Below are 14,247 nucleotides of genomic sequence, written 5' to 3'. Positions count from 1 at the left end.
CCGTACGCAGTGCGCACGCTAGGAGTGCGTGTCCCGCACTGTCAACGGGCCGTGACGATGCGCCGTCCCGGCCCTCAACGGCCCGTTTCCGCAAGGGCATTGACCTGACCCGGCCCGGCCCCTACGTTCCCGCTGAGCACGTTCGTGCTGTTCGCGCACAGCCTGTCGGAGCACCTCGTCCGGTCCCACAGGGGGAGTCATGCGTCGTCTGTTCGCCGGCCTCACGGCCGTATCCGTCCTGGCCGTCGCGACGGCCTGCGGCTCCTCCGGCTCCGGGGGGTCGGACGGCGGGGGCGGCTCGTCGGGCGGCACCACCACGGTGAAGGTCGGGCTCATCCCCATCGTCGACGTCGCCCCGCTGTACCTGGGTCAGAAGAAGGGCTTCTTCAGCGAGCGGGGCCTGAGGCTGTCCTTGTCGAGCGCGCAGGGCGGCGCGGCGATCGTCCCGGGTGTGACGAGCGGCCAGTTCCAGTTCGGCTTCTCCAACATGACCTCGCTGATGATCGCCCAGTCCAACGACGTGCCCGTGAAGGCGGTGGCCAACGGCATCGCCTCGACCGGCGAACAGGGCAGGGACTTCGGCGCGATCACCGTCAAGGGCGACAGCCCCGTCAAGTCGGCGAAGGAGCTGGAGGGCAAGAAGGTCGCCATCAACACCCTGAAGAACATCAACGAGACCGCGGTGCGGGCCTCGGTGCGCGCGGCGGGCGGCGACCCGGACGAGGTGGACTTCGTCGAGCTGGCCTTCGACCAGATGCCCGCCGCGCTCGACGGCGGACGGATCGACGCGGCGATGGCGGTGGAACCGGCGCTGGCCACCATCAAGAGCCAGGGCGGCCGGGAGATCGCCTCCCCCATGGTCGACGTGGCCCCGAAGCTCACCGTCGCCATGTACTTCACCTCGGTGAAGTACGCGCAGGAGAACCCGGACGTGGTCAAGAGGTTCCAGGAGGCCACCGCCGAGTCCCTGGCGTACGCCGACGCCCATCCGGACGAGGTCCGCGAGATCGTCACCACGTACACGAAGATCCCGCCGGCCGTCCTGGAGAAGGTGACCCTGCCGAAGTGGCCCGCCGAGCCCAACCGGCCCGCCATCGAGGCCCTGGCGGAGCTGGGCCGGGAGGACGGCCTGTTCGAGCAGGCCCCGGACCTGGACGCGCTGCTGCCGTGAGGGGCGGGAACGCGGCCCTCGGAGCGGCCGGGCTCGCGGGCTTCCTCGCCCTGGGCGAGGTGGTGCCGCGGCTCGGTCTGGTCGAGGAGGACTACTTCCCGCCGGCCGGCCGCATCGCCGGGGCGCTCGGGGAGGAGGTCGCGGACTCCGCCTTCTGGACGGCGCTCGGCGACACCCTCACCGGCTGGGCGCTGGGCCTGGCGATCGCGGTCGGCGCCGGGATCGTCGTCGGGGTGATCCTTTCGGTGGTGCCGTACCTGCGCGAGGCGACGGCGTCCACGATCGAGTTCCTGCGTCCGATCCCGTCGGTGGCGCTGATCCCGCTGGCGGTGCTGCTGTACGGCACCGGGCTGCGGTCGGTGCTGCTGCTGGTCGTGTACGCCGCGTTCTGGCAGGTGCTGGTCCAGGTGCTGTACGGCGTGCGGGACGTCGACCCGGTCGCCGAGGAGACGGCCCGGTCGTACGGTCTGGGCACCTGGGCGCGGATCCGGTACGTGATGTGGCCGACCGCGCTGCCGTACGTGATGACGGGGGTGCGGCTCGCGGCGGCCGTCGCCCTGATCCTCGCGGTCACCGCCGAACTCGTCATCGGGGCGCCGGGGCTGGGCGCCCGTATCGCGGTCGCCCAGACCTCGCAGGCGGTGCCGGAGATGTACGCGCTGATCGTCGTCACCGGCCTGCTCGGGCTGCTGATCAACGTCGGTGCCCGGTCGGTGGAGCGCCGGGCGCTGGCCTGGCACCAGTCGGTGCGCGGGGAGGTGGCGGTGTGAGGCGTCCGCTGCTGCGGATCGTCCTGGTGTTCGCCCTGCCCGCGGTGCTGGTGGGCGTCTGGTGGGCCGCGTCGGCGGGCAGCGAGGACGTGTACTGGCCGCCGCTCGGCACGATCCTGAGGACGTTCCCGGAGGTGTGGACCGGTGAGCGGTGGCGCGGGGACGTCCTGCCCAGCGTGCTGCGGCTCGCGGCGGGTTACGCCCTCGCGGCCGTCGCCGGCGTGGCGCTCGGCACGCTCGTCGGCTCGCGCCGGCGGGTGCGGGCGGTGTGCGAGCCGGTGGTGGAGTTCCTGCGGGCGGTGCCGCCGCCGGTGCTGGTGCCGGTGATCATGCTGTTCGCCGGCATCGGCGACACCATGAAGATCCTCGTCATCGCCGGCGGCTGCGTGTGGCCGGTGCTGCTCAACACGGTCGAGGGGGTCCGCGCGGTCGACCCGGTGATGGCGGAGACCGCCCGCTCCTACGGCATCACGGGCGTGGCACGGCTGAGGGACGTGGTGCTGCCCTCGGCGGGCCCGCAGATCTTCGCGGGTCTGCGCCAGGCCCTGTCGATCGGCATCATCCTCATGGTGATCAGCGAGATGTTCGCCGCCAGCAACGGCCTGGGGTTCGCCGTCGTGCAGTTCCAGCGCTCCTTCGCGATCCCCGGCATGTGGACCGGCATCCTGCTGCTCGGCCTGCTCGGTTTCGTGCTCTCGGTCCTCTTCCAGCTGGTCGAGCGGCGGGTGCTCGGCTGGTACCACGGCCTGCGCGACGCAAGCCGGCGCTCCTGAGTCAAGCTCCTGAAAGGGCGGTCCATGCTCGACGTACGCGGCCTGCGGAAGGTGTACGAGGGGTCCGGGCGCCGGACGGAGGCGGTGCGCGACCTGACCTTCACCGTCGGTGCCGGAGAGCTGGTCTGCCTGGTGGGCCCCTCGGGGTGCGGCAAGACCACGCTGCTCAAGTGCGTGGGCGGTCTGCTCGCGCCGACCGCCGGCGAGGTGTCGCTGGCCGGGCGGAGGGTGGAGGGTCCGCCGCCCGGGCTGGCGTTCGTCTTCCAGGAGTACGGGCGCAGCCTGTTCCCGTGGATGCGGGTCGGCGACAACGTCGAACTGCCCTTGAAACAGAAGGACATGGGCAGGGCCCGGCGCCGTGAGCTGGTCGCGGACGCGCTGGCGTCGGTGGGACTGGCGGACGCCGCCGGGGCGTATCCGTGGCAGCTGTCCGGGGGCATGCAGCAGCGGGTGGCGATCGCGCGGGCGCTGGCGTACGAACCCGAGGTGCTGCTGATGGACGAGCCGTTCGCGGCGGTGGACGCGCAGACCCGGGCCGATCTGGAGGACCTGGTGCGGCGGCTGTGGCGGGAGCGCGGTATCACCGTCCTGTTCGTCACCCACGACATCGACGAGGCGGTGTACCTGGGCGAGCGGGTGATCGTGCTGTCCGCCTCCCCCACGGTCGTGCGGGAGCAGTTCGAGGTCGGTCTGCCGGCCGAGCGGGACCAGGTGCACACACGGGTGGCCCCGCGCTTCGCCGAGCTGCGGACCCGGGTGTACGAGCAGATCCGGGCGGCGAAGCGCGAGGCCTCCGGGGCGGTCAGGAAAGATACGCCTCCACTTCGCTGAACTGGGCCGCCGGCCAGCCGGTGTTGGCGGTGACGTGCAGGCGCAGGTAGCGGATGTCCGCGCTCACGCCGACCGACACGGTGTTGCCGGTGGCCGGGTCGAAGCGGTACGCCGTCGACGGGACGACCGTGGAGTACGACGAGCCGTCCGTGCTGCCCTGCACGGACAGGGTCTGGGTGCGGGCCTGCCAGGCGGACTGCGGCGGCAGTTTCAGCACCAGCCGGCGCACGGGCTGCGCCGAGCCGAGGTCGACGGTCAGGGCCTGGGGGAAGGCGTGGTTCGCCGACTCCCAGTAGGTGTGGGGGTCGCCGTCGACCGCCTTGCCGGGCGTGTAGACGTCCTGGGATCCGGTGGCGGTCACCGGGCGGCCCCGGGCGAGGTTGCGGTCCGGGTCGGGGTCGGGGTTGCCCTGGCCGGGCTGCGGCCAGGTGGAGCAGTCCGACCAGGTGGAGCTCCAGCCGGAGTTGCCGCCGCCGTCGGTGAGGGTGAAGGTGCCGGAGCCGGCCGGGTAGGGGCAGTTGTAGATCCCGGCGGATCCGACGCCGGTGGCGGTGACGTTCCGGAAGGTGGCGGCGCCCTGGGTCTCGGCCTGGACGACGACGGTGCCGGTGTCGCGCACGGTGGCTCCGTCGACGGTGATGTTCTTCGCCGCGTGTCCGCGCCCGCTGCCGGAGACGAACTCGAAGGCGCTGTACGGGCTGTCGGTGATCGTCGTGCCGGTGATCCTCACCTGTGCCTCGATCGCGCTGTCGTAGGAGTCGACGCGCAGGGCGCCCATCGGGTGGTTCCAGTTGGGGTTCATCGCGCCGGTGCGCACGAGGGTGTTGCCGTCGACCGTGATGGTGCCGGACAGGGGGTGGAAGGGGTCGAGGAACTTCTGGTTGGAGATCGCGATGCCGCTGCCGAGGGCGTTGGTGTCGGAGACGAGGTTGCCGCGGACCGTGATGTCGGTGCCGCCGTAGATGGCGATGCCGTTGGCCAGGTTGGGCTGGCTGATGGTGTTGTTCTCGAAGCTGCTGTCGACGTCCGGGGCGTTCAGCGACCACATGGCGAGCGCGTCGTCGCCCTGGTTGCGCAGGAAGTTGTTCCGGACCCTGACCCCGCGGGCGTTGCCGTTGAGGTTGAGGCCGTCGGCGGTGGTGTCGAGGATGCGGTTGTCCTCGACGACGAGGTTGTCGTTGTTGCCGGTCAGCCACAGGCCGACCTTGAGGTGCTGGAGCCACATCCCGGAGACGGAGGAGTTCGGGCCGAGGGAGCCGTTGACGAAGTTGTCGGGGCTGGAGTCGACGCGCTCGGTCACCTCGCCGATCACCGCGAAGTCCTTGATGTGCACGTTGCCCGAGGAGCCGGACTGGTCGATGAAGCGGGAGGCGCGCACCACGGAGTGCCAGTGGCCGGCGCCCTGGATCGTCACGTTCTGCACTCCGCCGAGGGACGAGGTGATCCGGTACTCGCCCGGCGGTATCCAGACCGTGCCGCCCCGGGCCGCGGCGATGGCGTCGCGGAACGCCTGCGTGGAGTCGCCCCGTCCGCTGGGGTCGGCGCCCTTGTCGGTGACGGAGACGGCACCGGAGGGCTTGGCGGCGGGCGCGGCCACCTGCTCGAAGTCGGCGACGTCGACGGTGACCTGGACGTCCGTGGCCTCGAAGGCGAGCTTGTCGCCGGCCTGGACGTCCCGTCCCAGCAGGAGGCGTGCGTTGTCGTAGAGGTGGTGGGTCTTCGAGCCGGCGATCCAGGGGGTGTCGACGTAGGAGTACTTGGAGGTGACGGGGAGGGTCCTCGCCAGCTTCTGGCCGTTGACGTAGACGTTCAGGGTGCCGGACCGGCCGTCGGGGACGCTGTGGGCGACGTTCACGGCGTTGGCGCCGCGGGGCACCGTGAACTCGACGCGCTGCCCGGGTTCCAGGCGCACGGCCCGGCGGCCGGACGCCTCGGAGGCGTGGGTGCCCTGGGTGTGGTCGGGGCCGATCCTCGTGCCGGTGGTGGCCGCCGACTCGGCCTCGACGGAGGTGAAGGGGAGGGTGGCGCCCGCGGCGGCGTGCGCCGGGGCGGGGGCCAGGACGGCGAGCGTGCCGGCGGCCAGGGCGACCGCCGTGGCCATCGCCGGCAGGCGCCTGACGGATCTGAGGCCGTGTGTGTGCATGGGGTGCCGGTCCCTTCGTGGTGGGGTGCGGGAACAAGCGGGTGCGGGAACAAGCGGATGCGGTCTCAGGCACGCAGCCAGACCGCGGTGTCCTTCGGCAGCCGCCCCCGGGCGTCCAGGGGGCCGCTGCTCAGCAGGACACGGGTGTGGGCGGGCAGTTCGGCGGGGGCGTCGGCGAGATTGACCACGCACGTCGCTCCGGTCCGCTCGCGGGTGAAGGCGAGGACGCCCTCGGGGGCGGGCAGCCAGGCCAGCGGGCCGTGGCCGAACGCCGGGCGCAGCCGGATCGCCTCCCGGTAGAGGGTGAGCATCGAGTCCGGGTCGGCGGCCTGGCGGTCCGCCGCGTACGACGCCCAGCCGGCGGGCTGGGGCAGCCACGGCTCGCCGCCGAAGCCGGCGTGGGGGGCGTCGGCCGTCCACGGCAGCGGTACCCGGCAGCCGTCGCGGCCCGGGTCGACGCCGCCGGAGCGGGCGTGCATGGGGTCCTCGATGCGGTCCAGCGGGATGTCGGCCTCGGGCAGGCCCAGTTCCTCTCCCTGGTAGACGTAGACGGCTCCGGGCAGGGCCAGCGACAGCAGGGCGGCGGCCCGGGCCCGGCGGGTGCCGAGGGCGAGGTCGGTGGGCGTGCCGAAGGCCTTGGTGGCGAAGTCGAAGCCGGTGTCGGTGCGGCCGTAGCGGGTGACCGTGCGGGTGACGTCGTGGTTGCAGAGCACCCAGGTGGCGGGGGCGCCGACGGGGGCGTGCTCGGCGAGGGTGTCATCGATGGAGGTGCGCAGCCGCTGCGCGTCCCAGGGGCAGGTCATGAAGGAGAAGTTGAAGGCGGTGTGCAGTTCGTCGGGGCGCAGGTAGCGGGCGAAACGCTCGGTGTCGGGCAGCCAGACCTCGCCGACGAACACTCCCCCGTACTCGTCGGCGACCGCGCGCCAGCCGCGGTAGACGTCGTGGAGTTCGTCCCGGTCGACGTACGGGTGCGGGTCGCGGCCCTCGGTGAAGTCCGGCAGGCGGGGGTCCTTCGCCAGCAGGGCCGCGGAGTCGATGCGGACGCCGGCCACGCCGCGCTCGAACCAGAACCGCAGGATGTCCTCGTGCTCCTGGCGCACGGCCGGATGGTCCCAGTTGAGGTCGGGCTGCTCGGGGGCGAACAGGTGGAGGTACCAGTCGCCGTCGGGCAGCCGGGTCCAGGCGGGGCCGCCGAACTCCGACCGCCAGTCGTTGGGCGGCAGTTCGCCGTGCGCGCCGCGGCCGGGGCGGAAGTGGAACAGTTCGCGCTCGGGCCCGCCGGCGAGCGCGGCCCGGAACCAGGGGTGCTGGTCGGAGACGTGGTTGGGGACGATGTCGACGATGGTGCGGATGCCGAGTTCCCGTGCCTCGGCGATGAGCTTCTCGGCCTCGGCGAGGGTGCCGAAGGCCGGGTCGATCGAGCGGTAGTCGGCGACGTCGTAGCCGCCGTCCTTCATCGGGGAGAGGTACCAGGGGTTGAACCACAGGGCGTCCACGCCGAGGTCGGCGAGGTAGGGCAGTTTCGCCCGGACTCCCGCGAGGTCGCCGGTGCCGTCGCCGTCGCCGTCCGCGAAGCTGCGGACGTACACCTGGTAGATGACGGCGGAGCGCCACCAGTCGGCGTGGTTGCGGTCGGGGGTGGGCTGTCCCACTGTGCGTGCCTTTCGTTCGAGGGGAGGGCGTCAGCCCTTGGTGCTGCCCGCGCTGATGCCGGCGATGATGTGCCGCTGGAAGACGAGGAACAGCGCGACCATGGGGATGCTGGCGATCACCATCGCGGCGATGAGCACGGTGAGCGGCAGGTTCTGCGACAGCTGCACGAGTGCGACGCTGATCGGCTGCTTGTCGGTGTCGGAGAAGACCATCAGCGGCCACAGGAAGTCCTGCCACACGGCGACCAGTGCGAAGATCGACACGACGCCGAGCACGGGCCGCGACATCGGCAGCACGATCGACCACAGGATGCGCAGCTTCCCGGCGCCGTCCATCTCGGCGGCCTCCAGCACGTCCTTGGGGATCTGGTCGAAGAACCGCTTGAGGAGATAGAGGTTGAAGGCGTTGGCGACGGCCGGCAGCCAGATGGCGAGGGGGTCGTTGAGCAGGCCGAGGTCGGCCACGGTCAGGTACTTCGGGACGACGAGGGCCTGGGCGGGGACCATCAGCGTGGCGAGGATGCCGCCGAGGATCACCTTGCCGAAGGCGGGCCTGAGCTTGGACAGGGCGTAGGCGGCGGCCGTGCACAGCACCAGCTGGAACAGCCAGGCGCCGGCCGCCTGCACGACGGTGTTCCACAGGTGGACCGGCAGGTCCATCAGGTCCCAGGCGTCGGTGTAGCCGTCGGTCCGCCAGTCCTCGGGGACGAGGGTGGGCGGCGTCCGTGCCACCTCGTCCGGCGACTTCATCGCGCCGGTCACCATCCAGTAGACGGGGAAGAGGAAGGCGAGGGCGAAGAGCAGGACGACGCCGGTGAACACGGTCCAGTACACGGCCCTGCCGCGCGGCCGGGCGAGGGTGGCCGGGGAGACCAGGGTGCGGGTGCCGCTCATGCGTCCTCCCCGTCGGACCGGGTGAGCCGGAGGTAGACGGCGGAGAAGAGCCCGAGCAGCAGCAGGAGCATGACGCTCAGCGCGCAGGCGCCGCCGAAGTCGTTGTAGAGGAAGGCGTACTTGTAGATGAGGTAGAGGACCGTGACCGTGGAGTTCTCCGGGCCGCCGCCGGTGATGACGAACGGTTCCGTGAAGACCTGCATGGTGGCGATGATCTGCAGGAGCATCAGCATGAGGATGACGAACCTGGTCTGCGGGATCGTCACGTGCCGCACCCGCTGGAGCAGGCTCGCCCCGTCCAGTTCGGCGGCCTCGTACAGCTCGCCGGGGATCGACTGGAGGGCGGCGAGGTAGATCAGGACGGTGCCGCCCATGTTGGCCCAGGTGGCGACGATGACGAGGGAGACCAGCGCGGTGTCGGCGCCGTTGGACCAGTTCGAGGTGGGCAGGTGCAGCAGGCGCAGCGCCTCGTTGGCGAGGCCGGTGCCCGGGTCGTAGAACCACTTCCACAGCAGCGCGCTGACCACCGGCGGGATCATCACCGGCAGGTAGACGACGATCCGGAAGAACGCCTTGGCGTGCCGGAGTTCGTTCAGCACCAGGGCGAGGACGAACGGGACCGCGAAGCCGATCAGCAGGGCGAGCACGGTGAAGGTGAACGTGTTGCGCCAGGCGTCGGCGAACTCCGGGTCCTTGAAGACGCGGGTGAAGTTGGCGGTGCCGACCCATTCGGGGGACGAGCCCGGGGTGTACTTCTGGAAGGCGATCACGACCGCGCGGATCGCCGGGTACCACGAGAACAGCGCGAAGCAGACCAGGCCGCCGACGAGGAAGGCGTAGGCGCGGCCCTGCCGGGCGAGGCGGCGCCGCCCGCGGCCGTGTGCCGGGGGCGGCGCCGTGACCGGGCGGATCCCGACCGCCTCGGCCGGCCGGTGTTCAACCGTCTTCATCGCCGGTCAGCTCCGGGCCAGGATGCCGTCGATCTTGCCGGAGGCGTCCTTCAGCAGCTTGTCGATGTCCGCGTCCTTCTTGGTGAGGACGGCGGAGACGACACCGTCGAGGACGGAGTAGATCTGCTGGGCGTTCGGCGGCTCGATCTTCATCTCCAGGTTCTGGTTGCCGTCGAGGAAGGACTGGTAGTTCTCCACCGGCACGTTGGCGTTGGCCTTCTTGACCTGCTGGTCCTTGGCGTCGGCGGCGCCGGTGAACAGGCGGGGTTCGGGCAGTCCGACCGGGGCGTCGTTCTTCTTGGCGCGGGCGTAGTCGCCGAGGAAGCCGTCGCCGGGGGTGAGGAACATGTGGTCGAGCCACTTCAGGCCGGCGCGGATCTGCTCGGGGCTGGCCTTCTTGTTGAACATGTAGCCGTCGCCGCCGATGAGGGTGCCCTGGCCGCCGGGCATGGGCGCGAGGGCGAGGTCCTTGTAGTTCCCGCCCTTCTCCTTGACCAGGATCGGGATGTTGTCGGGGGCGGCGAGGTACATGCCGAGCTTGCCGGAGCCCATCATCTGCTGGACGTCGTTGATGACCAGGAGCTGCTTGCTGCCCATGGAGTCGTCGGTCCAGCGCATGTCGTGGAGCGTCTGGAGGACCGCGCGGCCCTCGGGGGTGTCGACGGTGGCCTTCTTGCCGTCCTCGCTGACGACGTCGCCGCCCTGGGAGTACAGCTCGGCGGTGAAGTGCCAGCCGCCCTGGTTCTGGGCGCTGTAGTCGGCGTAGCCGACGGTGCCGTCGCCGAGTGCGGCGATCTTCTTGGCGGCGGTGCGGACCTCGTCCCAGGTCGTGGGCGGCCGGTCGGGGTCGAGCCCGGCCTTCTCGAAGAGCGCCTTGTTGTATATCAGGCCCATCGAGTAGCCGGTGCGCGGGATGCCGTAGACCTTGCCGTCGACGGTGTAGATGTCGCGCAGCTGCTGCTGGATGGTCTCGTAGCTCTTCAGTTCCTTGACGTACGGCGTGAGGTCGGCCGCCTGGCCGATGTCGACGACGTGCGCCGCGTCGGTGAAGTACGTGTAGAAGACGTCCTCCATCTGCCCGCCGGCGAGCTTGGCGTCGAACGTCTTCGGGTCCTGGCAGGGGAACGCGTCGTGCGGGACGACGTCGATGTCCGGGTTGGCCTTCTCGAACGCTGCGACGTCCTCCTCGAAGAACTGCCGGTCGACCTTGGCGCTCTTGGGCGGCATGCAGTTGACCGTGATGCGGGTCTTGCCGCTCGCGGAGGCGTCGTCGTCCGACCCGCAGGCGGAGGCGGCCAGGGCGAGTGAGCACACGCTCAAAGCGGCAAAGGTACGGCGGAACCCGGTGCGTGACATCAGTGACCCCTTAGGGACAGGAGCTGTGGGCGCCGCACACTCAAGCACCGGCGACAGCCGAGCGCAAGATGTCACGCAGGATCTGTAATTATTCGACAGTCGAGTGGATCTCAGGGACGAGGTGCTTGCGCGGTCGAACCGCGCACCACCAGCTCCGGCTCGAACAACAGCTCCTCCGCCGCCACCGAACTGCCGTTGATCTGCGCGTTCAGCAGCTCCACGACGGCCCGGCCCATCGCCTCGATGGGCTGCCGGACGGTGGTGAGGGGCGGCTCGGTGCAGTTCATCAGGGCGGAGTCGTCGTAGCCGACGACGGAGATCCGGGAGGGCACGTCGAGCCCCTTGCGCCGGGCGGCCCGTACGACACCGAGGGCGAGCGGGTCGCTCGCGCAGATAAAGCCGGTGACGCCCCGGTCGATGAGCCGGGAGGCCGCCGCGTGCCCGCCCTCGATGGAGAACATGGCGCGCGCGACGCACTCCTCCGGGAGGTCGCCGAGGGCCCGTGCGGCGGCCAGCTTGCGCCCGGAGGGCATGTGGTCGCCGGGGCCGAGCACCAGCCCGATCCGCTCGTGGCCGAGCGAGGCCAGATGCCGCCAGGCCTGCTCCACCGCCACGGCGTCGTCACAGGAGACCCGGGGGAAGCCGAGGTGCTCGATGCCGGCGTTGACCAGGACGACCGGGATGTTGCGCTCGGCGAGGCGCTCGTAGTGGTCGTGGGGCGCGTCGGCCTGCGCGTACAGCCCGCCCGCGAACACGACGCCGGAGACCTGCTGTTGCAGCAGCAGGTCCACGTAGTCGGCCTCCGAGACGCCGCCCTTGGTCTGGGTGCACAGCACCGGGGTGAGGCCGAGCTGGGCCAGCGCCCCGCCGATGACCTCGGCGAACGCCGGGAAGATCGGGTTCTGCAGCTCGGGCAGGACGAGGCCGACGAGCCGGGCGCGCTCGCCGCGCAGCTGGGTCGGCCGTTCGTAGCCGAGCACGTCCAGCGCGGAGAGCACCGCCTGCCGGGTGGCCTGGGAGACCCCGGGCTTGCCGTTGAGCACCCGGCTGACCGTGGCCTCGCTGACCCCTACCTTCTTCGCCACCTCAGCAAGTCGTCGCGTCATGCGCGCAAGCCTAGCGCAAGAAATGCAAGTCCTTTGCGTAACGTGTCATCCCGCTGCCCACAGACCCCGTACGTGACTCGGATGCCGGGCCATCACCTCCCGCACGGCGTCCTCGTCCCGGGCCGCCGAGTGGGTCGTGCAGCCGCTCGGCTGACGCGCTCACCGCCTCCACGCCGGCCGCGCGCTGACCGACGGCGAGCCGGTCACTCGGCCCGGCGCCCGCGGGGTCTCGGCGACAACGACGCCGCCCTTGGACGCCGAGTCCCGATCGGGCGGCGCACAGGCCGCACGGCCCCGCGGCGCTCACTCGGTGGCGGCGACCACCCGCAGGTGGGACGCGGAGCGCCGGGTCCGGCGTTCGCGGTGTGCGGCGCGGCGCGAGTCGCGCAGGACCAGCGTCAGCCGGGTGTAGCCGAGTTCGTCCAGCGACCTGGGGGTCTCGACGACGATCCGGCACTCGGTGGCGCCCCACCGGCGGTCGGGGTGGTGCAGCGGCCGTACGGCGCCGTCGTGCTCGACGGCCTTCCGGCCCACGGCGCGCACCCAGTGCGGCAGGCCCTGCCGGTAGGCGGCCTCCATGATCGGGTCCTGGGCGATGTCGCGGCGGATGGCCTGCAGGCCGTGGTCGTGGCCGTGGCGCTCCACGGCGGAGGCGAAGTGCGCCAGCATCGGCAGGCACCAGCTCGACTCGTGCTCCCCGAGGACCGCGGACGCGTCCGGGTGGAACAGCACGAACCGAAGGAAGTTGTCGGCGGGCATCGCCGTCGGATGCGGGCCGACCTCCCGGAAGAGTGTCCGGAAGGCGCCGTTGGCCAGGACCACGTCCCAGCGGTGGTCGACGACGAGGGAGGGAAAGGGGACGGCCTCCAGGAGCGCGGCGTAGTCCTGCAGATACGCCTGCGCCTCGGGAGTCGCGGGGACGGGCCGCGGTGCCGGCCGCCGCCCTCCTGCCTGAAATGCCATCGGGAGGTCACCCCTCTTGCCTATGCGGCCTTCTCGCGGCGTCCCGATCCTGCTGCCCCGACGCGAGGCATGTCAACTATCGTGGCATTTCGTGCCTGTTGACGGCTGAAATTGGCCACAGTTGTGGCGAGACCTGGATGCGGGTTCGAGCGACAAGCTACTCTCCGGGAAGTTCACGGCAACCGCTTGTGAGAAGCCTGTGAGTCCTGTGAGAGACGTAGGAGATCTGTCGGTGACCGGTGGCTTCGAGGGTCCGGGCGCCGCGGCGACGGCCGCCCTGCCCGCCGTGGTCGCCCGCGTCACCGCGCTCGCCGACCGGCTCGGCGTACCGCACGCCGAGGTCTTCGACGTGGCCCGCCTGTCCGCCGCCTCCGGCGTCCCCGAGCCCGTGGTCAAGGCGCTGCTCGGCGGCCAGCCGGCGGGCGAGCCCGATGTGCAGGCCAGGTTCGTGCAGCGCCTGGACCTGCTGCGCCGCACCCGGCTGAAACCCAACGGGCGCAAGTACACCCAGCAGGAGATCGCCGACGGCGCCGGCATGTCGCGGCAGCAGGCGGGCGCCCTCATCAACGGCGACCGCCGGCCCACGATGGAGCACTGCGACGCCATCCAGCGCTTCTTCCGGGTGCACGCCGGGTTCCTCACCGCCGAGGACCCCGAGGCGCTCGGGGACGCCCTGCGCCACATCGAGCAGGAACTCCTGCAGCAGCTCGCCGACCGCGAGCGCGAGGCCGCCGCTGCCGCCGACGACCCCCTGGAGCGGCTGCTGCAGGACCACGGCGTGCGGGGAATCGCCTGGCGGGCCGCGCAGTTGCCCACCGACCAGCACCGCGACAAGGTCGCCGAGTGGCTGGACATGCTCCTGGAGAGCGTCAAGCGGCCCGAGTCGTGAGCCTGGGGAGAGATGTGGGCATCGGTAGGGAGATGCGCCGCCTGTGCCGCGAGTTGGTCCAGGAGCTGACGATTCCCGCCCCGGCGCGGCCCGCCGACCTCTGTGTCGCGCTGTGCGACGCGATGAGCAGGCGCCGCGGACGTCCCGTCCGGTTCCGTACGGCGGCCTTCCCGACCGGAACCGCGAGCGGGCTGTGGCTCGACATGGCCGACCAGGACCTCGTCGTGGTCGAGGAACGCACCGCCCCCGACCACCAGTTGGTCATCCTGGGCCACGAGCTCTGGCACATGAAGGCCGGTCACCGCGGTCACCACGTCGAGGGCGGCGCGGTCGCCGCCCGGCTGCTGGGCGAACTCGACGAGGACGCCCTGCGGGCCACGGTCCGCACGGTCGCCGCGCGGTCCCGCTTCGACCTCGCCGACGAGCAGGAGGCCGAGGCGTTCGGGCTGCTGCTGGCGAGCAAGTGCCGTACGTGGCTGGCCGGTTCGTCGCTGCGCGGGCCGGTGCAGCGGGACCATCTGGCGGGGCGGATCGAGGCGTCGCTGGGGTACCTGGGCTGACCGCCCGGCGCGGTGGGCCGCGCGGGCGGCCGGGGCGTGCCGGCGCCGCGGGATGCGGCCGTGCCGGCGCCGGCCGGCGGCGTGCGGGGCGCGTCCCGGCCCGATTGTCAGTGGCGGGCGGCAAGCTGGGAGCGTGCCACCGCGGTGCGGGGGCGCGTGAGACGCCGATGTCGTTGTGGGGAGAGCCGA

At 71.5% G+C, this 14,247-nt stretch carries 13 protein-coding genes; 6 read left to right on the top strand and 7 right to left on the bottom strand.

Features of this window, described 5'->3' with window-relative positions:
* Window positions 1-199: 199 nt before the first annotated feature.
* Genes H0H10_RS03595 through H0H10_RS03580 form a run of 4 tightly spaced genes read left to right on the top strand, consistent with a single transcriptional unit; the run spans window position 200 to window position 3,545 of the window.
* Window positions 200-1,171 (top strand): ABC transporter substrate-binding protein, encoded by a 972-nt coding sequence (locus H0H10_RS03595; protein ID WP_188179319.1) that lies wholly within the window; start codon window positions 200-202, stop codon window positions 1,169-1,171.
* Window positions 1,168-1,941, top strand: a complete 774-nt coding sequence (locus H0H10_RS03590; protein WP_188179318.1) for an ABC transporter permease — start codon at window positions 1,168-1,170, stop codon at window positions 1,939-1,941. The genes H0H10_RS03595 and H0H10_RS03590 overlap by 4 nt, the downstream gene beginning before the upstream one ends.
* Window positions 1,938-2,714 (top strand): ABC transporter permease, encoded by a 777-nt coding sequence (locus H0H10_RS03585; RefSeq protein WP_188179317.1) that lies wholly within the window; start codon window positions 1,938-1,940, stop codon window positions 2,712-2,714. Before H0H10_RS03590 ends, H0H10_RS03585 begins: the two co-directional genes overlap by 4 nt.
* Window positions 2,715-2,738: 24 nt before the next feature.
* A complete protein-coding gene (locus H0H10_RS03580) occupies window positions 2,739-3,545 on the top strand; it encodes an ABC transporter ATP-binding protein (protein WP_188179316.1) in 807 nt (268 codons plus the stop codon).
* Here H0H10_RS03580 and H0H10_RS03575 read toward each other — a convergent pair.
* The 7 genes from H0H10_RS03575 to H0H10_RS03545 form a co-directional block, all read right to left on the bottom strand.
* A complete protein-coding gene (locus H0H10_RS03575) occupies window positions 3,517-5,646 on the bottom strand; it encodes a discoidin domain-containing protein (RefSeq protein ID WP_373566799.1) in 2,130 nt (709 codons plus the stop codon). The two genes, H0H10_RS03580 and H0H10_RS03575, sit on opposite strands and share 29 nt — an antisense overlap.
* Window positions 5,647-5,753: 107 nt before the next feature.
* Window positions 5,754-7,340, bottom strand: a complete 1,587-nt coding sequence (locus H0H10_RS03570; RefSeq protein ID WP_188179314.1) for a glycoside hydrolase family 13 protein — start codon at window positions 7,338-7,340, stop codon at window positions 5,754-5,756.
* A 30-nt stretch (window positions 7,341-7,370) separates the two neighbouring features.
* Window positions 7,371-8,234: a carbohydrate ABC transporter permease gene (locus H0H10_RS03565; protein ID WP_188179313.1), complete on the bottom strand. Its 864-nt coding sequence runs from the start codon at window positions 8,232-8,234 to the stop codon at window positions 7,371-7,373.
* Window positions 8,231-9,184, bottom strand: coding sequence for a carbohydrate ABC transporter permease (locus tag H0H10_RS03560; RefSeq protein WP_188179312.1), 954 nt, complete (start codon window positions 9,182-9,184; stop codon window positions 8,231-8,233). The genes H0H10_RS03565 and H0H10_RS03560 overlap by 4 nt, the downstream gene beginning before the upstream one ends.
* A 6-nt stretch (window positions 9,185-9,190) precedes the next feature.
* Window positions 9,191-10,540: an ABC transporter substrate-binding protein gene (locus H0H10_RS03555; RefSeq protein WP_188179311.1), complete on the bottom strand. Its 1,350-nt coding sequence runs from the start codon at window positions 10,538-10,540 to the stop codon at window positions 9,191-9,193.
* A 110-nt stretch (window positions 10,541-10,650) separates the two neighbouring features.
* Entirely contained in the window at window positions 10,651-11,646 is a 996-nt protein-coding gene (locus H0H10_RS03550; RefSeq protein WP_188179310.1) for a LacI family DNA-binding transcriptional regulator, read from the bottom strand.
* A gap of 303 nt (window positions 11,647-11,949) precedes the next feature.
* Window positions 11,950-12,609 (bottom strand): MmyB family transcriptional regulator, encoded by a 660-nt coding sequence (locus H0H10_RS03545; RefSeq protein ID WP_188179309.1) that lies wholly within the window; start codon window positions 12,607-12,609, stop codon window positions 11,950-11,952.
* Window positions 12,610-12,841: 232 nt separating this feature from the next.
* Here H0H10_RS03545 and H0H10_RS03540 point away from each other — a divergent pair, with 232 nt between their 5' ends.
* Window positions 12,842-13,498 (top strand): helix-turn-helix domain-containing protein, encoded by a 657-nt coding sequence (locus tag H0H10_RS03540; protein WP_188179308.1) that lies wholly within the window; start codon window positions 12,842-12,844, stop codon window positions 13,496-13,498.
* A 32-nt stretch (window positions 13,499-13,530) separates the two neighbouring features.
* The gene (locus tag H0H10_RS03535; RefSeq protein ID WP_188179360.1) at window positions 13,531-14,058 is read left to right on the top strand and encodes a toxin-antitoxin system, toxin component; all 528 of its coding nucleotides are present in this window, start codon (window positions 13,531-13,533) and stop codon (window positions 14,056-14,058) included.
* Window positions 14,059-14,247 lie beyond the last annotated feature (189 nt).

This window comes from Streptomyces griseicoloratus, assembly GCF_014534645.1.
GTDB classification, from domain to species: Bacteria; Actinomycetota; Actinomycetes; order Streptomycetales; family Streptomycetaceae; genus Streptomyces; species Streptomyces griseicoloratus.
Note: the sequence above shows the minus strand (reverse complement) of the source record. Positions and strands in the feature narration are given on the sequence as shown.

Bases quoted from the DNA above. Each gene is read 5' to 3' on its own strand.
- H0H10_RS03595 (WP_188179319.1), top strand. From the start codon at position 200: ATGCGTCGTCTGTTCGCCGGCCTCACGGCCGTATCCGTCCTGGCCGTC.
- H0H10_RS03580 (WP_188179316.1), top strand. From the start codon at position 2,739: ATGCTCGACGTACGCGGCCTGCGGAAGGTGTACGAGGGGTCCGGGCGC.
- H0H10_RS03575 (WP_373566799.1), bottom strand. From the start codon at position 5,646: ATGGCCACGGCGGTCGCCCTGGCCGCCGGCACGCTCGCCGTCCTGGCC.
- H0H10_RS03565 (WP_188179313.1), bottom strand. From the start codon at position 8,234: ATGAGCGGCACCCGCACCCTGGTCTCCCCGGCCACCCTCGCCCGGCCG.
- H0H10_RS03560 (WP_188179312.1), bottom strand. From the start codon at position 9,184: ATGAAGACGGTTGAACACCGGCCGGCCGAGGCGGTCGGGATCCGCCCG.
- H0H10_RS03555 (WP_188179311.1), bottom strand. From the start codon at position 10,540: ATGTCACGCACCGGGTTCCGCCGTACCTTTGCCGCTTTGAGCGTGTGC.
- H0H10_RS03550 (WP_188179310.1), bottom strand. From the start codon at position 11,646: ATGACGCGACGACTTGCTGAGGTGGCGAAGAAGGTAGGGGTCAGCGAG.
- H0H10_RS03545 (WP_188179309.1), bottom strand. From the start codon at position 12,609: ATGGCATTTCAGGCAGGAGGGCGGCGGCCGGCACCGCGGCCCGTCCCC.
- H0H10_RS03535 (WP_188179360.1), top strand. From the start codon at position 13,531: ATGCGCCGCCTGTGCCGCGAGTTGGTCCAGGAGCTGACGATTCCCGCC.